The 21,536-nt window shown below is 54.9% G+C and carries 18 protein-coding genes; all 18 read left to right on the forward strand.

The annotated features are described in order from the left end of the window. Positions 1-10 precede the first annotated feature (10 nt). The gene (locus tag BLP91_RS00795; protein WP_091565510.1) at positions 11-928 is read left to right on the forward strand and encodes a hydroxymethylglutaryl-CoA lyase; all 918 of its coding nucleotides are present in this window, start codon (positions 11-13) and stop codon (positions 926-928) included. Next, positions 925-1,701 (forward strand): enoyl-CoA hydratase, encoded by a 777-nt coding sequence (locus BLP91_RS00800; protein ID WP_091565511.1) that lies wholly within the window; start codon positions 925-927, stop codon positions 1,699-1,701. Before BLP91_RS00795 ends, BLP91_RS00800 begins: the two co-directional genes overlap by 4 nt. 18 nt (positions 1,702-1,719) lie before the next feature. Continuing rightward, complete coding sequence (locus BLP91_RS00805) at positions 1,720-3,255, forward strand: acyl-CoA carboxylase subunit beta (RefSeq protein WP_091565514.1); 1,536 nt, start codon at positions 1,720-1,722, stop codon at positions 3,253-3,255. A gap of 76 nt (positions 3,256-3,331) precedes the next feature. After that, positions 3,332-4,252 carry a ketopantoate reductase family protein gene (locus tag BLP91_RS00810; RefSeq protein WP_091565516.1) on the forward strand — a complete coding sequence of 307 codons (921 nt, stop codon included), beginning with the start codon at positions 3,332-3,334 and terminating at the stop codon, positions 4,250-4,252. Positions 4,253-4,277: 25 nt separating this feature from the next. After that, positions 4,278-5,669: an MFS transporter gene (locus BLP91_RS00815; protein ID WP_091565519.1), complete on the forward strand. Its 1,392-nt coding sequence runs from the start codon at positions 4,278-4,280 to the stop codon at positions 5,667-5,669. Positions 5,670-5,733: 64 nt separating this feature from the next. After that, positions 5,734-7,359: a bacillithiol biosynthesis cysteine-adding enzyme BshC gene (gene bshC / locus BLP91_RS00820; protein ID WP_091565521.1), complete on the forward strand. Its 1,626-nt coding sequence runs from the start codon at positions 5,734-5,736 to the stop codon at positions 7,357-7,359. Between the two features lie 33 nt (positions 7,360-7,392). Further along, positions 7,393-8,652, forward strand: coding sequence for an adenosylhomocysteinase (locus BLP91_RS00825; protein ID WP_091565524.1), 1,260 nt, complete (start codon positions 7,393-7,395; stop codon positions 8,650-8,652). 141 nt (positions 8,653-8,793) lie between these two features. Continuing rightward, positions 8,794-9,231, forward strand: a complete 438-nt coding sequence (gene mraZ / locus BLP91_RS00830; RefSeq protein ID WP_091565526.1) for a division/cell wall cluster transcriptional repressor MraZ — start codon at positions 8,794-8,796, stop codon at positions 9,229-9,231. Positions 9,232-9,233: 2 nt separating this feature from the next. Beyond that, entirely contained in the window at positions 9,234-10,187 is a 954-nt protein-coding gene (gene rsmH / locus BLP91_RS00835) for a 16S rRNA (cytosine(1402)-N(4))-methyltransferase RsmH (protein ID WP_176757737.1), read from the forward strand. An 18-nt stretch (positions 10,188-10,205) separates the two neighbouring features. Further along, positions 10,206-10,616: a cell division protein FtsL gene (gene ftsL, locus BLP91_RS00840; protein WP_091565532.1), complete on the forward strand. Its 411-nt coding sequence runs from the start codon at positions 10,206-10,208 to the stop codon at positions 10,614-10,616. Continuing rightward, a complete protein-coding gene (locus BLP91_RS00845; RefSeq protein WP_091565534.1) occupies positions 10,613-12,367 on the forward strand; it encodes a peptidoglycan D,D-transpeptidase FtsI family protein in 1,755 nt (584 codons plus the stop codon). Before ftsL ends, BLP91_RS00845 begins: the two co-directional genes overlap by 4 nt. A 260-nt stretch (positions 12,368-12,627) precedes the next feature. Further along, positions 12,628-12,957, forward strand: a complete 330-nt coding sequence (locus tag BLP91_RS00850) for a YolD-like family protein (protein WP_091565537.1) — start codon at positions 12,628-12,630, stop codon at positions 12,955-12,957. 160 nt (positions 12,958-13,117) lie between these two features. Then, on the forward strand, positions 13,118-15,028 hold the full coding sequence (locus BLP91_RS00855; RefSeq protein WP_091565539.1) for a stage V sporulation protein D: 1,911 nt from the start codon (positions 13,118-13,120) through the stop codon (positions 15,026-15,028). 123 nt (positions 15,029-15,151) lie between these two features. Then, complete coding sequence (locus BLP91_RS00860) at positions 15,152-16,663, forward strand: UDP-N-acetylmuramoyl-L-alanyl-D-glutamate--2,6-diaminopimelate ligase (protein WP_091565542.1); 1,512 nt, start codon at positions 15,152-15,154, stop codon at positions 16,661-16,663. Next, entirely contained in the window at positions 16,644-18,029 is a 1,386-nt protein-coding gene (locus BLP91_RS00865) for a UDP-N-acetylmuramoyl-tripeptide--D-alanyl-D-alanine ligase (RefSeq protein ID WP_176757738.1), read from the forward strand. The genes BLP91_RS00860 and BLP91_RS00865 overlap by 20 nt, the downstream gene beginning before the upstream one ends. Beyond that, positions 18,030-19,031 (forward strand): phospho-N-acetylmuramoyl-pentapeptide-transferase, encoded by a 1,002-nt coding sequence (mraY, locus tag BLP91_RS00870; protein ID WP_091565547.1) that lies wholly within the window; start codon positions 18,030-18,032, stop codon positions 19,029-19,031. It abuts the gene before it with no gap. Further along, a complete protein-coding gene (murD, locus tag BLP91_RS00875; protein ID WP_091565550.1) occupies positions 18,989-20,401 on the forward strand; it encodes a UDP-N-acetylmuramoyl-L-alanine--D-glutamate ligase in 1,413 nt (470 codons plus the stop codon). Before mraY ends, murD begins: the two co-directional genes overlap by 43 nt. A gap of 36 nt (positions 20,402-20,437) precedes the next feature. Further along, positions 20,438-21,535: a stage V sporulation protein E gene (gene spoVE / locus BLP91_RS00880; RefSeq protein ID WP_091565553.1), complete on the forward strand. Its 1,098-nt coding sequence runs from the start codon at positions 20,438-20,440 to the stop codon at positions 21,533-21,535. Position 21,536 lies beyond the last annotated feature (1 nt).

Below are 21,536 nucleotides of genomic sequence, written 5' to 3' on the forward strand. Positions count from 1 at the left end.
GTAAGCGCCGGTGCAAGAAGTAACCCTGGTGGAAGTGGGTTTGCGGGATGGGCTACAAAACGAAGCGACGCCTCTATCCACCGCGATGAAAAGGGAGCTTGCCGAGCGGCTGATCGCCGCGGGGGTAAAGGAGATGGAGGTAACCTCCTTCGTCCATCCCCGGTGGATTCCCCAATTGGCTGATGCCGTCGATTTCGCCTGTTCCTTGCCCGAGCGGTCAGATGTCTGTTATCGGGCTTTGGTGCCTAACCGGAAAGGGTTGGAGCGAGCCCTCGCTACCCCTATCGACGAATATGCCGTCTTTCTTTCCGCCAGTGAAAGCCATAACCGGAAAAATATCAACAAAGGGATCGCGGAGACATATCCGGTGCTGGAGGAAGTGGTAAAGGAAGCCCTCCACCAGGGCAAACGGGTGCGGGGTTATGTGTCCACGGTCTTCGGGTGTCCCTATGAAGGGGACGTTTCCGTCGGGCAGACGGTGGAAATTTGCGAGCGGCTCCTGAAGATGGGGGTTTATGAGATTTCCTTGGGTGACACGATCGGCGTCGCTACCCCGATTCAAGTGAAGGAAAAATTGAAAACCCTTACACGTCATGTGCCGCCGGAGCGGTTGGCCGGTCATTTCCATGATACCCGCGGAACGGCTCTGGTGAATGCCTATGTGGCCCTGGAAGAGGGCATCACCACCTTGGATAGCGCCTTCGGAGGGATGGGCGGTTGTCCTTATGCCCCTGGGGCTGCCGGAAACGCGGCTACAGAGGATATGGTCTATATGTTGGAAGGGATGGGGATTGACACGGGGATCGATCTGGACGCGTTATGTGAGGCTTCCCTTTTGGCGGAAAAAGCATTGGGAAAACCATTGCCGTCCAAGGTGCTTCAAAGTTTCTCAGCCACAAAACAGCAGCAGGAGGGGAAGGCTACATGAACCAGGTGGAGTGGGAACGAAAAGAAGGCATTTCTGTGCTGACACTCAACCGGCCCGATGTATACAATGCGTTGAACCTGCCCGCCTTAGAAGAGTTGTCCGAGGTGGTCGACGAGCTCCGTTTTTCTAAAGCGACTCGGGTCGTCGTCATCACCGGGGCAGGTGACAAGGCCTTTTGCGCAGGGGCGGACCTTAAAGAACGGCGAGGCTTTACCGAGGATCAGGTGCGCCGCTACGTGCATACGATCCGCGAAACCTTCCACCGTTTATCCAAGTTGCCCCAGCCGGTGATCGCTGCCGTAAACGGGGTGGCTCTGGGCGGAGGCATGGAACTGGCCCTGGCTTGCGATCTCCGAATCGCCGATGAACACGCTGTATTCGGTTTGACGGAAGCTTCCCTGGGCATCATTCCCGGCGCTGGCGGAACGCAGCGTTTGGCCCGGTTGATCGGAAACACCCGAGCAAAAGAGCTGATTTTTACCGCACAAAGAATTACGGCTCAGGAAGCAGATGAATGGGGGATGTTAAACCGGGTAGTGGAAGGCGGTGCTGCGTTGGATGCCGCTTTGGAGATGGCTGCCCGCATCAATCAAAATGCCCCCCTCGCTCTTGCACAAGCCAAGTACGCCATCGATAACGGATCTGAGGTCGATCTGGAGACCGGTCTGGCCATCGAATCACAAGCTTATGAAACCCTGATTCCCACCAAGGATCGGTTAGAAGGGCTCCACGCTTTTAAGGAGAAAAGAAAGCCAATCTACCTGGGCGAATAACTACGGGAGGGAGAAGCGATGCAGGAGACGAAGGTGCAAAATTTGCAAGAGCAGGTGAAGAAAGTCCGTCAAGGGGGCGCTCCCAAATACCATGAAAAGTTAAAAAAACAAAACAAGTTGTTCGTCCGAGAACGGCTAGAGCTGTTATTGGATGAGGAGCTTCAGATGGAGGACGGTTTGTTTGCCAACGCGACGGCAGAAAATCTCCCTGCCGACGGCGTCGTCTGCGGGATAGGAAAGATGAACGGACAGACCGTTTGCGTCATGGCTAACGATTCGACGGTGAAAGCCGGCTCCTGGGGAGCCCGCACCGTGGAAAAAATCATTCGCATCCAGGAAACCGCGGAACGGATGCGTGTGCCGCTGATCTATCTGGTGGACTCTGCCGGGGCCCGAATCACGGACCAGATTGAGATGTTTCCCGGACGGCGGGGAGCGGGAAGGATCTTTCACAACCAAGTGAAACTCTCCGGAGTGGTGCCCCAGGTCTGCCTCCTTTTCGGGCCCTCCGCCGCAGGCGGAGCTTACATTCCCGCCTTTTGCGATGTGGTGATCATGGTGGATAAAAACGCCAGCATGTACTTGGGATCGCCCCGTATGGCCGAGATGGTGATCGGGGAGAAGGTGTCCCTGGAGGAGATGGGCGGTGCTCGCATGCATTGCAGCATCAGCGGTTGCGGGGATGTTCTCGCGGCCGACGAGCACGAAGCGATCGCCTCCGCCCGGAAGTATCTCAGCTATTTTCCGGCTCGCTATAGTGAACGCCCCGCTACGATTGACGGAGTGAAGCCGGCAGCGGATGCCAAGAAAATTTCCGAGATTGTTCCTGAAAACCAAAATATCCCCTTCGATATGATGGAATTGATCGACTCCCTGGTTGACGAAGGTTCTTTTTATGAAATCAAACAACTCTTCGCTAAGGAGTTGATCACCGGGCTCGCTCGTTTAGGCGGGAAGGTGGTCGGAATCATCGCCAACCAGCCCAAGGTGAAAGGAGGCGTATTGTTCGTCGATTCTGCGGACAAAGCGGCCCGTTTTATCACCCTTTGTGACGCCTTTAACATTCCGCTCCTGTTTTTGGCCGACGTTCCCGGATTTATGATCGGGACTCAGACAGAGAGAGCAGGGATGATCCGGCACGGGGCCAAAATGATCGCGGCTATGTCGGAAGCAACCGTACCCAAGATCTCCGTCGTGGTCCGAAAAGCTTACGGTGCGGGTCTCTACGCCATGGCGGGACCGGCCTTTGAGCCCGATTGTTGTCTTGCCCTGCCTACTGCTCAGATTGCGGTGATGGGACCGGAAGCTGCCGTCAATGCCGTTTATAGCAATAAGATCGCTGAACTGGATGGTGCGGAACGGGCCGAATTTATACAGCAAAAAAGGGAAGAGTACAAGGAGAACATCGATATTCAACGATTGGCCTCGGAATTGATCGTTGACGATATCGTGCCTCCGGATGATCTCAGGAATCAATTGATCGCCAGGATGGAAGCCTACGCCGACAAATCGGTAACATTCAGCCGACGCAGACATCCCGTCTACCCGGTTTGAAGACGGAAGGCACCTGCTGATTCCCCTCACATGTGGAGAGGGGAATCTGTTATTATATGGGGGATGGGGGGTGGGCATGTTGCGGATTGGCGTCTGGGGCGGAGGGGCGATCGGACTTCTGTGGGCCGGCCGCCTGTGCCGACTCTTTCCGGAAACATGGGTGATAACGCGGAGCCGGGAGCAACGGGATCTGCTCCGTTCACAAGGCTTGATCTGGACCGATCAACAAGGGAAGTCACTCCAGGTGCATCCGCATGTGGAGTGGTCCGGAGGGAATCATCTGCCCGCCTTCGATGTCATCTTTTTGACAGTGAAACAGACGGTGGTCGCCGAGGTGCTCCCGCTGCTGTCTGCTCTCTCCCCTTCCCCTGATATTTGGCTGTGGCAAAACGGATTGGGGGTGGAGGACAGGACAGGATCCATGCGCCTGGTTCGCGTGGTCACATCAGAAGGAGCCCTCCGCTTGGGACCAGGTCAGGTGCAGCACACGGGTACTGGCTCCACCTATATCGGTCCGGTATGCAGAGAGGAAATGCCTGGGAATTCCGCTCGGCTGGTCCGGAAGCTGGCCGCCGCCGGAATGCCGGTTTCATTCGATCCGGATATCGACCGCCGGGTGTGGGTGAAACTGGCCGTTAACTGTGTGATTAATCCACTGGCCGCCTTATGGAACATCCCCAACGGGAGACTGTCTAAACAGGCCGGATTTACCCGTTGGATGGAGGGGCTCCTGGAGGAAGTAGTCCAGGTGGCGGCGGCGGAAGGATGGATCTTCTCCAAGAAGGAATTGACGGATCAAATTGAAACGGTGTGTCGATTAACAGCGTCGAACCGGTCATCGATGTTGCAGGACCTCTCCCGTGGAAAGCGCACCGAGGTGGATTTTATCAACGGTGCAGTGGCAGACAGAGGGGAGCGGCACGGTATTCCCACCCCTCTCAACCGCCGGCTGATTGGCCTCATCCATCAGGCGGAGAAAGAGCGGAAACTGCTGTAGGGTTGAAATTGGAGGCGATGGACCGATGCCCTTCGGAAAAAAACTGACGCTGGACGCTTTTATAATCGCTATTTTCCTGAGTGCGCTAGACCTGGGCATTGTTGCGCCGTCTCTTACCGTGATCGCCGCCGACCTTCAATTTCCGGTGCGGGCGGTGGTGTGGGTGATCGCCCTTCACCTGGCGGTTTTTGTACTGGCCTTGCCTTTGATGGAAGCTTGGGGAGCCCGTGCTGGCATCCGGAATTGGTTTGCCCTCTCCCTCCTGCTTTTTGCCGGCGGTTCCTTCGCCGCGGGTGCCAGCGACAGCTGGGTGACCTTGATTGCCGGACGTGTGGTTCAGGCCCTGGGGGCGGGAGGGATCGTTCCTCTTCTCTCGGTGCAAATCCGCCGGCTCACCTATCTGCGAAAGCGGTCATGGCGAGTCTTTGTTCACGTGGTTTTAGCGGTACTGTTTATTTGGGTCCCTATGTTGTCCTCCGGCATCACTTGGCATTTCGGTTGGCGTTGGCTGTTTTGGATCAACTTGCCGGTGGCTGCTGTCATTTATGTGCTCAGTTTTCGATTTGCGCGAGGCGGTGGTTATCGGATTCCGGATTATCACACGGTGGGACTCTTCTATTTCGCCGGCATCCTTTTGTCTGCTATGGTGGCGGTCTCCCAGCTGGATCCACGCAAAGGGTGGGGGATGATAACCGATCCGGAATTTCTTCCCTTTGCTGTGTTGACTGTAGGCTTGCTAATCCCGATGATGATGGTGGAGCGACAGGCGGAACACCCCTTTTTCCAATCCGAGCTCATGACAGATTTGCGGCTGATCGGTTTAAACGCCGCCGTCGCACTGGCTGGGTGTACCTGGGTGGCGGTGGTGCTGGTCCCTGGTTGGATGGCGGATCTGTTTGGCCAACCTCGGGGCACCGGCGGCATCTATCTGTCCATTGTCGCTGGGGCTGCCTGGCTTACACTCCCTTTTGCCCGCTGGATTTCCGCCCGCTGGGGATATCAAGGGGGATTGGCGTTGGGCTTTTTCTTTACGGCAGCGGCTTATTTTATCCTGGCGTTGATGGAGGAACCGATCGCCCTGCTCGCGGTTTTGGCCATTCTCGGTGGCGGTCTCGGATTTACACTGGCGGCCCCGGTTCACGAACTGTTATTTGAAGTGGTACCAGTCCGGCGAGTAAAAAACAGCTTGGTCGCCTTAGCCATGTTTCGCGCAGCGGGTGCAGCCTTCGGTCTGGTTGTGATCGGACTTTCCTTTTTCAATCCCGCCGATTCACCGGCGGTTAACGGTTTGCCCATGCAGTGGAAACAAGGGTTCCAAACAGGTATGCTAACGGCAGCGGGCGCTGCTGTTCTGGGTTTTGTCATATCCCTTCTGTTGCCTCTGCCGAAAGAGGTGGATGAGAATTCGGAAGGGTGATGTTCCTTAAGGGAACCCTCTGCTATACTGGGAGAGATTGATTGAGGAAGAAAAGAGGTCTGGCATGAGAGTAGAAGATATTTTTCTGGAATGGAATCATCCGCTTTACCGAGATTATCTCCATTTTTTTGATCGGTTGCAGCCGTACTATACTTATCCTCCTGGAGATGACTCGTCTTTTCATTTACGGGAGCGGATCTTAAAAAAAAGGGAGAGCCCGTTGTCTCGGGAAGAGTTGGCCAGGGTGATCAGCCAGTACCATGCCGGGGAATTGGAACATCCGGCGGTTCGGTCCAACCTCGACCGTCTCACCCACTCGGACAGCCTGGTGGTGGTAGGTGGGCAGCAAGCGGGAATCTTGACCGGTCCGCTCTATACCATTTACAAGGCGATCACATTGATTCAATTGGCGGAAAGGGAAGAGAGGCGGTTGAATCGACCGGTGATCCCTATCTTCTGGATTGCGGGGGAAGATCATGATCTGGAGGAAGTCAACCACCTTCATCTGATCACCCAGGGGAAACTGGAAAAATGGACGCTTCCGGTGCCGGACGAGCACCGCCCGATCTCCAGCACAGTGCCTGATCTGGACAGCTTGCTCCGCTGGATCGAGGAACTGGGTTGGCACCTGCCGGATACCCCTTATAAGCAGGAGTTATTGGCCACCCTGATGGAGTTGTCCCAGGAACCGGCCAGTCTGTCCCGCCATTTCGCACGGCTGATGCACCGTCTGTTCGGTCGTTACGGGCTGCTGTTGATCGACTCCGCCTTTCCGCCCCTTCGTCAACTGGAAATCCCCTTCTTTACTTGGTTGATTGAGCATAACGAAGCGTTAGGGGAGGAGTGGGTGAAACAGTCCCATCGGCTGGAACAGGATGGGTACCCGGTCACCGTCGATGTTCATCCCGATAAAGCCCACCTGTTTCTAATCGTGGATGGGAAGCGAGAACCCCTGTATCGAGTGGGGAAGGGGCTTTTTGGCACGAAAGACGGACAGCAAACCTTCACTCGGGGAAAACTGTTGGAACACCTTCACCAACACCCGGAAGATTTCAGCAACAATGTGCTGACCCGACCGTTGATGCAGGAGTATCTCTTTCCCACTCTGGCTACCGTGTTGGGACCTGGTGAGCTGGCCTACTGGGCTTTGCTGAAACCGGCCTTTTCCCTGGCCGGGATGGAGATGCCTATTTTATATCCCCGAATCGGGTTGACCTTAGTTGGCAGAAAGTCGGAAAAGGAGATGAACCGGTATCGCTTAACCGTCGATGATGTGTTTCACCGCTTGGAGGAAAAGAAGCGGTTGTGGCTGAAAGAGCAGTATCAATTGGATGTGGACGCAGTCTTTCGTGATGTCCGGACCCGGTTGGAAGAGATCTACCGGCCTTTGATCGGCCAAATCTCCGGTGTCCGCCCCGATTTGCAACAGATGGGGGAGACCAACCGGAAGCTCGTGTTGCAACAGATTGAGTATCTGGAAAGGGAAACCTGGAAGGCGCTGGCGAAGAGAGAAGAGACGGATCTCTCCCGCTTTGCGCAGCTGGAGACCGAGCTTTACCCCAAAGGCCAACTGCAGGAACGAGTGCATAACGTGATTCCCTGGTTGAATCGATACGGGGAAAAATGGCTGGAGGAACTGGTTCAAACGCCGCTGCTCAGCACCCGAGCCCACCGGGTGGTCTTCCTGTAAAGGCAAAGCTTCATGGATTGAGGAGGATGGGAAATGGATTCGATTTCGGAAAGCATCGTTCGCGACAGAAGTTTGGCTCCTGAAGGGCGGCTTAAGATGGATTGGGCCCGTCAGCATATGCCTGTTCTTGAGCGGATTCGGCGGGAGTTTTTGGAAGAACAGCCCCTCGCCGGCCAACGGGTGGCGATCTCCCTCCACCTGGAGGCGAAGACGGCACGTCTAGCCGAGGTGCTGCGTGATGCCGGGGCCGAGGTGACGATTACCGGTAGCAATCCGTTATCCACCAAAGATGATGTGGCAGCGGCCCTGGCCGAATCGGGTGTAACGGTCTATGCTAAATACGATCCGGAACCGGAAGAGTATAAGGAACATCTGTTACGCACCCTGGAGACCCGGCCCAATCTGATCATCGATGATGGAGGTGACCTGGTTAGCATCCTCCATGCGGAACGACCGGATCTGCTTGAGCAGGTGAAGGGCGGATGTGAAGAGACCACCACCGGGATCTTACGGTTAAGAGCTCTGGAAAAGTCCGGGGAGCTGAAATTTCCGATGATCGCTGTTAACGATGCCTTTTCCAAATTTCTCTTTGATAATCGATACGGTACGGGTCAGTCGGTCTGGGATGGCATTAACCGAGCCACCAACCTGGTCGTCGCCGGAAAAACCGTGGTCGTTGTCGGCTACGGTTGGTGTGGTCGGGGGGTTGCTATGCGGGCCCAGGGTCTCGGAGCGCGGGTGATCGTAACCGAGGTGGATCCGATCAAAGCGACCGAGGCACACATGGACGGCTTTACTGTGATGTCGATGGAGGAAGCAGCCGCCCTCGGTGAGATTTTTGTCACGGTGACTGGAAACAAAAAAGTGATCTCCGAAAGGCATTTCCCTCTGATGAAAGATGGTGCGGTGTTGGCCAATGCGGGTCACTTCGATGTGGAGATCGACAAGATCGCTCTGGAGGAGCAGGCTGTGGACAAACGGAGGGTTCGCCGGGATATCACTGAATATCAATTGGAGAATGGGCGGCGGATTCACCTCCTCTGTGACGGCCGGCTGGTCAACCTGGTTGCAGGCGATGGTCATCCCGCCGAGATCATGGATATGACCTTCGCCCTGCAGACATTATCTTTGATCTATGTCATGGAAAACCATGAAAAGATCGGTCCCCATGTGCTCGATGTTCCATATCATATCGATGAGCAGGTGGCCAATTACAAGTTGCACTCCCTGGGTGTGCGTATCGATGATCTCACCTCGGATCAAGAAGCATATTTGGGTAGCTGGAGAGTATAAGGCGATTCCTGGAGAAGCAGAATCTGTAAAAATCCTGCGCCGAAGGTGCAGGATTTTTTTGTGTTGATGTGGTATAATTTACAATGTGGTGGAAAGTGGAGGGAAGTGGAGAGTAAGGGGGGGTAAAGGGGGTGCGGTGGCGTGTTCATGGGAGAGTACCGACATACCGTCGATGATAAAGGCCGCATGATCATCCCGTCCAAGTTCCGGGAGGGTCTGGGAGAATCCTTTGTCATCACCCGTGGACTCGACCACTGTCTATTTGTTTATCCGATGCCGGAGTGGAAACAACTGGAGCAGAAGTTGAAGTCACTCCCCTTTACCAAAGCAGATGCCCGCGCCTTTACGCGCTTCTTTTTCTCCGGCGCGACGGTGGCGGAGCTGGACAAGCAGGGTAGGGTCAACCTGCCCGGCAACCTGAGGGAGTTTGCGAAGCTGGAGAAGGAATGTGTCGTCATCGGTGTTTCCAACCGTGTGGAGATCTGGAGTAGAGAAGCGTGGTCGTCCTATTACGAGAGCTCCGAGGATTCTTTCAACGAAATCGCGGAATCCCTGGTCGATTTGGATTTAAACCTGTAGGTATGGTAGAAAGGTTGAAGCTTTTGTTCCGTCATGAAACGGTGATGAAAAAAGAAGCGGTGGAAGCGCTCCGCCCGAGGCCTGAGGGTGTCTATGTGGATTGCACCTTGGGCGGGGCCGGTCACAGCTCGATGATCGCCGAGCAACTCAGCTCCTCAGGACTGTTGGTAGGATTGGATCAGGACGATCAGGCACTATCCGCCGCATCCCATCGCTTAAAGGGGTTTGCGTGTGAGGTTCGTCTGGTGAAATCCAATTTCCGAAGGTTATCCCAGGTACTGGATGAACTAGAGATCGCTCAGGTGGACGGCGTTTTGTTTGATCTGGGTGTTTCTTCACCACAGTTGGATGAGAAAGAGCGGGGATTTAGTTATCAACATGATGCTCCCCTGGATATGCGGATGGATCCGGACAGTGATTTGACTGCCTATGATGTGGTCAACCAATGGTCCCGGGAGGAGATCGGCCGTATTCTATCCCGTTATGGTGAGGAACGGTTCGCCCGTCGCATCGCCCAGAAAATTGTCGATTACCGCTCGCACAAATCGATCGAAACCACGGTGGAGTTGGCCAATATCATCAAAGAAGCGATCCCAGCGCCGGCGCGACGGTCCGGTCCGCATCCGGCCAGACGGACCTTCCAGGCGGTGCGGATCGCAGTAAACGACGAGCTGAACGCCTTCGAGGAAGGGTTAGAACAGGCGATTGACCGACTTCGTGCCGGAGGGAGGGTTAGCGTAATTACCTTTCACTCCCTGGAGGACCGGATTGTAAAACACATGATGCAGGACAGAGCCAGAGGGTGTATCTGTCCACCGGATTTCCCGGTCTGCACCTGTGGCAGGGAGCCGGAGCTCCGCATCATTACAAAGAAACCGATGCAAGCGTCGGCAGCAGAAAAGGGGGAGAACCCCCGGGCGCGGTCGGCTAAATTGCGCGTTGCGGAAAAAGTGTGAGGAGGGTCAAAGATAAAAATGAGAGAGTACCGGGGAAACACGGCGGTTGCGTATCAACCTGAACCTCAACAAAAAGTGACGGCGCAAAGAGAACGAAAGCCCGCGTACGGACTCCCTCCCGGAGAAAAACTGTTGTATTTGGTCAGTGTGATCATCTGTGCCGCCCTCGCCACTGCTGTTTTGTCGCTTTACGCCAAGGCAGCGGAAATCAATATGAAGGTACAGCAGGTGGAGCAAAAAACGGCTGAATTGCAGGAGACCAATCAGGCACTGAAGCAGCAGAAAAAACAATTGAAAAGCGGGGATCGGATCCGGCAATTCGCTGAGAATCAGGGGATGGTCCTAGCCGAGAAAAACCGACCGAAAGGTTCTGGACAGGAGAACGTGAAAAACCGTCCGTCAATGACTGGCGGAGCTGAAGGTTTATGAATCCGACACCGACGAGCAAGAAACGATCACTGCTGGTGGGCCTCCTATGTGTTCTCCTGTTGACGGCAGTGATTTTTCGACTTTTTTGGATTCAGACCATCAAAGCTTCTGAACTTCGGCAACGGGCGGAAAAATCCTGGCAGGTCAATCGGGTGATCGAACCGGTGCGGGGCAGTATCTTGGACCGCAGCGGCGAGGTGCAACTGGCGGGTAGTGTGGACAAGTATGTGATCGCCGCCGATCTCAATCGCCTGGAAAACCCGCAGAAGGCAGCTCGTCAATTGTCCCCCTTGCTGAACATTCCGGAAAAACAGCTTTTGAAGGATCTGACCAGGAAAGATGTAAGACAGGTGGAGCTGAGGAAAAAGGGGGATTATAAAGTCTCCCGGGAAGTGACCGATAAGATTATGAAATTGGATCTAAAAGGGATCTACCCGATCAAGACTCCGGGGCGGCAATACAACGAAGGGAAACTGGCCGCCCATGTGCTCGGTTTTGTCAATATGGCGGGCAAGGCTGTCGGTGGAGTGGAACAGCAATACGATAAAATACTCCGTGGTCAGCGCGGGGAAATCAGTTTCAAGAAGGATGGCCAGGGGATGCAAGCACCCAACTCCGCGGAAGAGTACCGACCGCCGAAGGACGGCAGGGATCTGGTATTGACACTGGATGCCAACATTCAGTACCACGTGGAAAAAGTACTGGATGAGGTGAGCGCCCGCTATGATTCCGAGGGGGCGACCGCTATCGTGGCCGACCCCGATTCTGGAGAAATATTGGCCATGGCTAGCCGCCCTACCTTTAATCCCGCTCAATACAGCGCTACCTATGAGGCGGGGAAGAATAACATCAACCGGGCAATCCGTACCCAATACGAGCCAGGATCCACCTTTAAAATTGTGACTGTGGCAGCTGCGATCGAAGAAGGTGTCTTCGACGCTGACGCCAAGTTTCCATCCGGTTCGATCCGAGTTGGCGGTCGAGTGCTTCGGGATTGGAATGAACAGGGCTGGGGGGAGATCACCTACGCCAAAGGTGTCTATCTCTCCAGCAACGTCGCATTTGTCCGTCTAGCTCAGGAACTGGGGGCAGATGTTCTGACTCGGTACATCGATCGGTTTGGTTTCGGTCGGATTACGGAATCGCACGGTCGACAAACAGGGATCGACCTCCCGCTGGAAGAAAATGGGGTATTCTATAATCATGCTCCTCTTCATCCGACGGAGTTAGCGACTGCTGCTTTCGGCCAAGGGATTGCGGTTACTCCGATACAGCAGGTGATGGCTGTCTCTGCCATCGCGAACGGCGGCACGCTGTACCGGCCGTATGTGGTGAAAGAAATCCGCGATCCCCGGAACGGTAAAACGCTCAAACAGAAGAAGCCCGAGGAGATTCGAAAGGAAGTAGTCTCCGAAGAGACGGCTCGTCAAGTGCGAAAATTGCTCCGGGGTGTGGTGACAAAGGGAACCGGCAGCAAAGCTGATGTGGCGGGTTACCGCGTTGCCGGTAAAACAGGTACCGCCCAAAAACCTAAGGAAGATGGCTCCGGGTATGCCACAGGAAAATATGTGGCCTCCTTTATCGGGTTTGCTCCTGCTGACGATCCGGAGGTGGTGGTGTATGTCGCTCTGGATGAACCGGAAGGATCGACCCACGGGGGAACAGTTGCCGCGCCAGCCGCAGGGGAAATCATCGCTAAAACGCTGAGAGAGATGGAGGTACCCAAATCTGAGCAGAAAAAATCGGATTAGAGTATTCCTCCGCCCGCCCTGCTGCCGATTGGACCGCGATTAAGCGTGATCTGGCCGAAAATGGACGGATAGCCGCGGGCTAGGCAGCGTGGAGCGGGGGTGAAACAGCCGGGTTGATTGGTTGTCGGGAGCGCCTGAGATGATAGGTGTCAGATGCTCGGGTTGAAGTTGGAATGGAAGAAACCGAGATAGAAACCGCCTTTCCTTCTAAGGAAGGGGAGGCGACCCAGACGGGGTCAATATGGGGATGAGGTGATCACATGGAAGTGATGGTACATGAGCGTTCGATCTGGAATAAGGCACCGTCAAAAATGTCAAAATATGAAAAATTACGGCGAAAAGAGTCGGAAAAAACTGAATTCCGCTCCCTCGATTCGATAAGTTTACAACGCGTCTGCCGTCTGATTGAATGCTCCAAACTGGAAGAACAGCCTATCGTGATTCGCTTTGTCAATAGTGGAAGAGTGAGGGAATCGATCGGCCATGTGGTAGGGATTGATCTGGTGAAAAGAATGTTGCTGATATGTAACGGCGAGTTTCAGGAAGCGATTTCTTTTACGGCGATCGTTGGAGCTGACAAACTTCCCTAATACGGGAACATAGATTGATCTCGGCCGATTGTATGGGGAAACCTTCCGTTGGGATAGGTTCTTTTTTTTGCGATAAAGGGGCCGGTTCTATTGTATGAGATTTCGGAATAGGGTTGTCTCTAGGAGGACTTGTCTGCGGGGAGGAGTGGGGCTGTTGTCTATGCCCAGCAACCAGGTACGGAGACGCCTGTTTATCACCCTTTTGGTCGGGTTATTCCTATTTGCCGGCCTGCTGGCCCGGTTGGGTTATGTTCAATTGGTGGAAGGGAATTGGCTGAACGATAAGGCCCGGGATCTATGGACGAGGGACATCCCCTTTGAAGGGAAACGGGGCCGCATTCTGGATCGGAAGGGAGAAGTGTTGGCCTACAATATCAGCTCTCCCTCGGTGCTGGCGATTCCGGCTCAGATTGAAGATCCTGCCAAGACTGCCCGGGAACTGGCTCACATTTTGATGGCGCCGGAACAGAATATTTATCGGCAGATCACGAAGAAACAACTGATTGTGCGGCTTCAGCCCTATGGTCGGAAAATCAGCAATGAGCGGGCCCAGTCGATTTTGGAACGTCGTCTGCCAGGTATTGTGGTGGCGGAAGATAACAGGCGCCATTATCCACAAGGAAGTCTGGCTGCCCACATCCTCGGTTTCGCCGGGATCGATAATCAGGGGCTGGCAGGACTGGAATTGGTTTACGACGAGCGGCTCAGCGGTACGCGGGGTCACGTCTCCTTCGGTGCCAATGCGAAGGGGGAAAGGTTGCCCGGGGGTGTGGATCGGTACACCCCCCCTGAAGATGGAATGGATTTGGTTCTCACGCTGGATAAAAACATCCAGGCGATCGTGGAACGGGAAATGGATCAAGCGATGGCACAGCATGATCCGGAAAACGTTCTCGCTATCGCGATGGATCCGGATACAGGGGAAATCCTGGGGATGGGGAGCCGTCCTACCTTTCGTCCCGATAATTTTCGGAATGTAGATCCGGAGGTATACAACAGAAACTTGCCGATCTGGCGGACCTACGAGCCAGGTTCTACCTTTAAAATCATTACGCTTGCCGCCGCTCTGGAAGAAAATAAGGTGAATATGAAAGAGGCTTTTCACGATCCGGGTTACGTCAAGGTGGGCGGGGCGCGGCTCCGTTGCTGGAAAGGGGGCGGCCACGGTTCACAAACCTTTTTGGAGGTGGTGGAAAACTCCTGCAACCCCGGATTCGTCAACCTGGGGCAACGGCTGGGCAAGGAAAAGCTGTTCGAATACATCCGCAAGTTTGGTTTCGGTCAGAAGACAGGGATCGATCTCAATGGGGAAGCCAAAGGCATCCTCTTTAAACCGAAACAAGTGGGGCCGGTGGAACTGGCCACCACTGCTTTTGGTCAAGGGGTTTCAGTTACGCCGATTCAACAGGTGACGGCGGTAGCCGCAGCCGTCAACGGAGGAGAGTTGATGGAACCTTATCTTAACAAGGCGTGGAAAGACCCCGAGACTGGGGAGGTATTGGAAAAGACGAAACCAAATGTGAAACGACAGGTGGTTTCGGAAGAAACTTCGAAAAAAGTGCGCTATGCTTTGGAAAGCGTAGTCGCCCGCGGTACCGGACGTCGGGCTTTTATCGACGGTTACCGGGTGGGCGGCAAGACCGGAACAGCACAAAAAGTAGGTCCCGACGGCCGCTATTTGAAAAATAATCATATCGTCTCCTTTATCGGGGTGGCGCCCTCAGATGATCCGGAACTGGTTGTCTATGTGGCCGTGGACAACCCGAAAGGGGTTCAGTTTGGCGGAGTCGTTGCCGCACCGATTGTGCGCAACATCATGTATGACAGCTTGCGGTATATGGGAGTGGAAAAACGGAAGAAACAGATTCCGCCGGAGAAAATCCCGACGAGCCAACCGATTGTGACGGTGCCGGATCTGATCGGGGAAAACGTTTCCCGTATTCGAAACAGCCTTTATGATACCCCCCTCCAAGTGAGCGGAAAGGGAGAGGTGGTGATCAACCAAGCTCCCAAACCCGGGGAGAGGGTAGAAAAGGGCACGCCGATCCGAATATACTTGGGTGACAAATGAATAAAAGCAGATTAAAATAGGATTGATAATGCCAGATGGATGCCAGGAAAGTTGCCTGGCATTTCTCGTGTCATATCGTTGATATTTACGGACGAATGGATGGAGTCGGTGAGGAGGGAACACATGAAGCTGAAAACGTTGGTCGGTTCTCTCGTGGTTGCGCAGACAACCGGAAATACCGATGTTGATATTGAGGGGATCGAAGTGGATTCCCGGCAAGTGAAGCCGGGGGATTTATTTGTCGCTCTGAAGGGATTTACCGTCGATGGTCACGAGTATATATCCCAGGCGGTGGAAAAAGGAGCAGCTGCGGTGGTCGTGGAAGAGGAGGCGGGCGCTACGGGTGACGTGCCTGTGGTCCGCGTTCCCGACACGCGCCGAGCCATGGCCGTGCTCGCCGATGTATTTTATCGTCATCCCTCCCAGGAATTGAAGGTGATCGGGGTGACAGGCACCAACGGGAAAACGACCACTACCCATTTAATCCGGGAAATCCTGCAGGATCGGGGACGAAAAACGGGGTTGATTGGAACGATTCATATGTCTGTGGACAACGATGTCTACCCGGTGAAAAATACCACGCCGGAAGCCGTCGATTTACAGCGGGGGTTTCGTAAAATGGCGGATGCCGGTTGTTCCCACGCTGTGATGGAGGCTTCTTCTCACGCCCTCCACATGGGGCGTACCCGGGGCTGCCGCATCAAAACGGCGGTATTCACCAATCTGACCCAGGATCACTTGGATTACCACGGGACGATGGAACGTTACCGACATGCTAAGAGCCTCCTCTTTGGGCAATTGGGAAATACTTTTGCGGACCGTGCTGAAGATCAACCGCTGGCCGTGTTGAATGCCGATGACGAAGCCAGCCGGGCTTTTATGGAGGTAACGCCCGCCCAGGTGATTACATATGGAGTGGAAAAGCCGGCTGATGTCCAGGCGGAAAACATTCGTTACCATAGCGGCGGAACCCGGTTCACGTTGAACACCTTCCGTGGGTCCGTCGACATCGATATGAAGCTGGTGGGCAAATTCAGCGTATATAATGCTTTGACCGCAGCAGCGGCAGCGCTGGGAGAAGGGGTTTCTCCGGAACAGATTCGGGATACTCTGAATCGAATAGAGGGGGTTCCCGGTCGTTTTGAACCGGTGGACGCCGGCCAACCCTTTACGGTTTTGGTCGACTATGCCCACACACCTGACAGCCTGGAGAATGTATTGACCACCATCCGTGATTTTGCTACCGGCTCCGTCTGTTGTGTCGTGGGCTGTGGTGGAGACCGGGACCGCAGCAAACGGCCGGTGATGGCCCGGATTGCGGCGGAATACAGCGACCAGGCGATCATCACCAGTGACAATCCCCGAACTGAGGATCCGAAGGAGATCATCGATGATATGCTGGCTGGAGTGAAGGATGATGCTGAAGCCCGGATCCAAACGATCTTTGACCGTGCGGAGGCCATCCGGTATGCTGTGGAGAGCGCCGGCCCGGAAGATGTGATTTTGATCGCCGGAAAAGGTCACGAAACCTATCAGGAAATCAACGGCGTCCGTCATGATTTTGATGATCGCGAAGTCGCACGGAAAGCCATTCTGTCAAAAGGATCGGGTTACAATGCAAAAAACGTTGAATGAAATCGAACAGCAGGTGGGTGGCAAGCTGAGCGGTGGTGTCGCCGACGTCCATTTGTTGGTCGACGGGGTTTCTACCGACACCCGTAAAATGAAAGAAAACCAGCTGTACATCCCGTTGCAGGGAGAACGGTTTGATGGGCACGACTTTTTGCAGGCCGCCGCGGACCAGGGGGCTGCTGCTGCTCTCTGGGCCAAGGAGTTGCCCGCCCATTCGCCGATCCCCTTGATTCAAGTAGAGGATACATTGGTTGCCTTACAGGACCTGGCGGCCGCCTGGCGTCGGGAGCTGGGGGTGAAGTTGGTGGCGGTGACCGGGAGCAACGGGAAGACGACCACGAAGGATCTCATCAGCGCTGTTTTAGGTGTTAGGTATCAGGTCCATCGCACCCATGGCAACCTGAACAATCACATCGGCCTGCCCCTTACCCTCCTGTCGATGCCGACGGGGACGGAAGTGGCCGTCGTGGAGATGGGGATGAGCCGGGCTGGAGAGATCGCTCGACTTTCCGAGATCGCAACACCCGATACCGCTGTGATCACCAATATCGGAGAGGCACATCTGGAGTTTTTCGGTAGCCGGGAAGCCATTGCCGATGCCAAGCTGGAGATTCGTGAAGGCTTGTCCCCGGATGGGGTGTTGTTCGTTGACGGGGACGAACCCCTCCTGCAGGAACGGCTGGCCGCCGAAGAGCGGAAGGTGGTTCGGGTGGGGTTTGCACCTGGTAACGATGATATCGCCCAAGAGCTGGAGCTCAAGGGGACAGAAGGAATCGCTTTTCGCTCCTCTGCTGCTGGAACCCGTTTTGAACTGGGGATGATGGGGCGGCACAATACGGTCAATGCGCTTCTCGCCATCCAAGTCGGCCGCCACTACGGATTAGTCGAAAAAGAGATTCAGACGGGACTGAACCGAGTGGAAAGATCGGGGATGCGCCTGGAAACAGCGATCGCCTCTAACGGGATGACAGTGGTTAATGATGCCTACAACGCCAGTCCGACGGCGGTGCGGGCGACGATTGACCTGCTTGTTTCCCTGGAGGATTTCCGGGAGAAATGGGTCCTGCTCGGGGATATTCTTGAGCTGGGGGATCAGGAGGAGGCCCTGCACCGCGAGGTAGGTCGTTATGCGGCAGAACAAGGTGTCACCCGTCTGTTCACCCTGGGCGAACGGGCTCGCTGGATCGCCGACGCGGCCGGGGAGACCGAGGGAACTCTTGCGGTCACCCATTTTTCCACGGTAGAAGAAGCGGCACGACATCTGGATCAGGACGGGGATTCTTCCGTTGTCCTACTGGTGAAAGGTTCCCGCGGCGCCCGTCTGGAACGGGTGGTTGATCATCTGACAAAAGGAGAGAAGCGAAGGTAAATGGATATGCGGCTGATTTTGGTTCCCCTCGCCGTGGCTTTTGGCCTCGGTGTCTTGTTGGGACCGTTCGTCATACCCGTTCTACGACGGTTAAAATTCGGTCAGGCTATTCGTGATGAAGGGCCCAAAGCCCACCAGAAAAAGGCGGGCACCCCGACCATGGGGGGAACGATCTTTCTCACGGTAGTCGTGTTGACCGCGATCCCGCTGAGCAATGTCTTTTTCTTTGAATCGTTGTCGGATTTATTTTTTCTCCTTTTTGCCACTCTGGGATATGGCATTCTGGGTTTTATGGACGATTATATCAAGGTTGTGATGAAGCGAAACCTGGGGCTGACAGCCAAACAGAAGCTGCTGGGTCAGTTATTTATCGGCATGGTGCTGTTTTGGGTGTTGTGGGAGGTGCGGATTGTTCGCGGGGAAAATCCGGCGATCTCCACGATCCATATGCCTGGCACCGAGCTCTATTTTGAGTTGAACTGGCTTTATCTGCCCCTGTTGGTGTTGATGATGATTGCCGCTTCCAACGCGGTTAACTTGACCGATGGTCTAGACGGCTTGGTGGCTGGTACAGCTGCTATCGCCTACGGGGCTTATGCGGTGATCGGTATGGTACAGAGCAACTATATGGTGGTGATCTTCTCTGCATCTGTGGTCGGGGCCCTGCTCGGCTTTCTGGTGTTTAATGCTCACCCGGCCAAGGTGTTTATGGGCGATACCGGATCCCTGGCTTTGGGAGGGGGGCTGGCGGCGCTGGCGGTGATCACCAAGACAGAGCTGCTTCTGCCGATCATCGGGGCGGTGTTTGTCATTGAAACCTTGTCGGTGATGATCCAGGTCTCCTCCTTTAAATTCCGGGGGAAAAGGATTTTTCGGATGAGCCCGATCCACCACCACTTTGAATTGGTGGGCTGGTCGGAATGGCGGGTGGTTACCACCTTCTGGTTTATCGGGTTTCTATGTGCTGGCTTAGGGATCTACCTGGAGGTGTTCTTAACTTGAAACCGGTGAGTGAGGACTTCGCCGGAAAGAGGGTACTGGTGTTGGGGCTGGCAAGAAGTGGGCGGGCTGTGGCCCGGCTGCTCCGTTCCCTCGGTGCACAGGTGACGGTGAACGACCGGAAACCCCGTTCGGAAACGGCGGAGGCAGAGGCATTGGAACAGGAAGGAATCCGGGTGGTCTTGGGTGGGCATCCCCCCGATCTGATCCAACCTGGAGTGGATCTATTGGTGAAAAACCCGGGGATTCCTTATCGGATTCCCTTGATCCGAAGAGCGGAGGAGCTGGGGATTCCTGTGGTGACGGAGGTGGAGATCGCCTATCTGTTGACAGATGCTCCGCTCATCGGCATCACCGGCTCCAATGGGAAGACGACCACCACTTCCATGGTGGGACGCATGCTGGATCGTGGGAATCTTCCTGTTCACGTCGCCGGCAACATCGGAACCGCCCTGTCGGAAATCGCTCCGCAGCTGAAGGCAGAAGAATGGCTGGTTTCGGAACTGTCCAGTTTCCAGCTGAAGGGAACCCGCTCCTTTCGACCTCGGATCGGCGCCCTTCTCAATGTGGTGCCCGCCCACTTGGACTATCACGGATCGATGGAGGATTATGTAGGCTCCAAAAAAAAGCTGTTTGCCAACCAAGAGCCGGGGGATATTGCCGTCCTTAACAGGGACTCCGCGGAGTGTCGAGCGGTCGCTGCGGAGTTGGACGTCGACGTTTGGTGGTTTAGCCGACGGGAGTCGGTTGCCCGGGGGCTGATGTTTGAGGAGGGTTGGGTGACAGCTCGCCTTCCCGAACATCGGGATCCGATTCGGATTTTGCGGGAAGACGAAGTCCGCCTGCCCGGTGTGCACCGGGAAAACGCCCTGGCGGCGGCGGCCATCGCTCTGGCTGCAGGCTGCCCGGTGGAAGCGATCCGGGAGGAGTTGGCCACCTTTCAGGGAGTGGAACACCGCCTGGAATTTGTGGAGACCGTGGACGGGGTTTGCTATTTCAATGATTCCAAAGCGACCAATGCCAAAGCGGCTATTTCCGCTATGGAATCCTTCACCGAACCGATTATCTTGATCGCGGGCGGGTTGGATCGCGGCGTCGATTTCAGGGAATTGACCCCGGTTTTTCGCGACCGGCTCAAGGGGATCGTCGCTATCGGTCAGACGGCGGATACGCTGCTGGCCCGAGGGGAGGAAGCCAAAGTCCCCTACCGCGAGTTGGCTTCGGATATTGCGGAAGCAGTGGAGCGGGCCCATCGTCTGGCAACAGCAGGCGATGTGGTGTTGTTGTCTCCAGCCTGTGCCAGTTGGGATATGTACACCTCATTTGAAGAACGGGGGAGCATTTTTAAACAAGCCGTGCATAGGCTTAAATAGGCTTGCCCCAAAATCTTCACCGAGGTGAAAAAGCCTATGCCCAAACCACGGAACGCACCGGACGTGGTGATTATCGCTTCCATTCTCGCGTTGTTGACGATCGGCGTCATCATGGTGTACAGCGCCAGTGCCGCTTACTCTTATGACAAGTTCGGCGACAGTTTCTTCTACGCCAAGCGGCAGATGCTCTTTGCCGCCTTGGGTGTCTTTTTGATGCTGCTGATTTCGCGGATCGATCCCGAGCTTTTTTATCGCTGGGCGAAGCCCTCCTTGTGGATCTGTTTTGCCCTGTTGGCTCTGGTGCTCGTTCCCGGAGTGGGTATGGTTCGCGGAGGAGCGCGCAGTTGGCTGGGGATCGGCGCTTTTAGTATCCAGCCTTCAGAGTTTATGAAGCTGGCGGTCATTCTGTTTTTGGCTCAATATTTAACCTCTAACGCGAGGGAGAACCAGACGCTGACCAAAGGCATCGTTATTCCCCTTTCCATCGCCGGCGCTGCTTTTGCCTTGATCATGATGCAACCGGATTTGGGAACCGGTACGGTTTTGATGGGAACGGCTTTTGTGCTGATCTTTGCCGCGGGCGCTCGCTTAAAATACTTGCTCGGCCTCTGTCTGTTGGGTGTAGCTGGGTTTGCCGGTCTCGTCTTGGCGGCACCTTATCGCATTCAACGGATTACTGCCTTTTTGGACCCATGGCAGGATCCATTAGGCGCTGGTTATCAAGTGATCCAGTCCCTGTTTGCTATCGGCCCAGGAGGGCTGATGGGTTTAGGCTTGGGAATGAGCCGGCAAAAACATCTCTACCTGCCGGAACCCCATACTGACTTCATCTTTTCTATTTTGGCGGAAGAACTCGGCTTTTTAGGCGCAGGAACCGCCATCATTCTGTTTGCGGTGTTGGTGTGGCGCGGCTTACGGGTGGCGATTCGGGTGCCGGACATGTTTATGGCGCTCATCGCTACGGGGGTGACGGCGATGATCATCATTCAGGCCGTCATCAACATCGGCGTAGTGACCGGCTCCTTTCCTGTTACGGGTATTACGTTGCCTTTTCTCAGTTACGGAGGTTCATCCCTGACATTAACCTTGATGGCAGTTGGCCTGTTGTTAAACTTGTCCCGTTACACAAAATAAA

It is taken from the genome of Melghirimyces thermohalophilus, assembly GCF_900102685.1.
Classification (GTDB): domain Bacteria; phylum Bacillota; class Bacilli; order Thermoactinomycetales; family DSM-45169; genus Melghirimyces; species Melghirimyces thermohalophilus.

Excerpts from the sequence above, each read along its gene's own strand:
- BLP91_RS00800 (WP_091565511.1), top strand. The coding sequence starts at position 925 with ATGAACCAGGTGGAGTGGGAACGAAAAGAAGGCATTTCTGTGCTGACA.
- BLP91_RS00805 (WP_091565514.1), top strand. The coding sequence starts at position 1,720 with ATGCAGGAGACGAAGGTGCAAAATTTGCAAGAGCAGGTGAAGAAAGTC.
- BLP91_RS00810 (WP_091565516.1), top strand. The coding sequence starts at position 3,332 with ATGTTGCGGATTGGCGTCTGGGGCGGAGGGGCGATCGGACTTCTGTGG.
- BLP91_RS00815 (WP_091565519.1), top strand. The coding sequence starts at position 4,278 with ATGCCCTTCGGAAAAAAACTGACGCTGGACGCTTTTATAATCGCTATT.
- bshC (WP_091565521.1), top strand. The coding sequence starts at position 5,734 with ATGAGAGTAGAAGATATTTTTCTGGAATGGAATCATCCGCTTTACCGA.
- BLP91_RS00825 (WP_091565524.1), top strand. The coding sequence starts at position 7,393 with ATGGATTCGATTTCGGAAAGCATCGTTCGCGACAGAAGTTTGGCTCCT.
- rsmH (WP_176757737.1), top strand. The coding sequence starts at position 9,234 with ATGGTAGAAAGGTTGAAGCTTTTGTTCCGTCATGAAACGGTGATGAAA.
- ftsL (WP_091565532.1), top strand. The coding sequence starts at position 10,206 with ATGAGAGAGTACCGGGGAAACACGGCGGTTGCGTATCAACCTGAACCT.
- BLP91_RS00845 (WP_091565534.1), top strand. The coding sequence starts at position 10,613 with ATGAATCCGACACCGACGAGCAAGAAACGATCACTGCTGGTGGGCCTC.
- BLP91_RS00850 (WP_091565537.1), top strand. The coding sequence starts at position 12,628 with ATGGAAGTGATGGTACATGAGCGTTCGATCTGGAATAAGGCACCGTCA.
- BLP91_RS00855 (WP_091565539.1), top strand. The coding sequence starts at position 13,118 with ATGCCCAGCAACCAGGTACGGAGACGCCTGTTTATCACCCTTTTGGTC.
- BLP91_RS00860 (WP_091565542.1), top strand. The coding sequence starts at position 15,152 with ATGAAGCTGAAAACGTTGGTCGGTTCTCTCGTGGTTGCGCAGACAACC.
- BLP91_RS00865 (WP_176757738.1), top strand. The coding sequence starts at position 16,644 with ATGCAAAAAACGTTGAATGAAATCGAACAGCAGGTGGGTGGCAAGCTG.
- mraY (WP_091565547.1), top strand. The coding sequence starts at position 18,030 with ATGGATATGCGGCTGATTTTGGTTCCCCTCGCCGTGGCTTTTGGCCTC.
- murD (WP_091565550.1), top strand. The coding sequence starts at position 18,989 with ATGTGCTGGCTTAGGGATCTACCTGGAGGTGTTCTTAACTTGAAACCG.
- spoVE (WP_091565553.1), top strand. The coding sequence starts at position 20,438 with ATGCCCAAACCACGGAACGCACCGGACGTGGTGATTATCGCTTCCATT.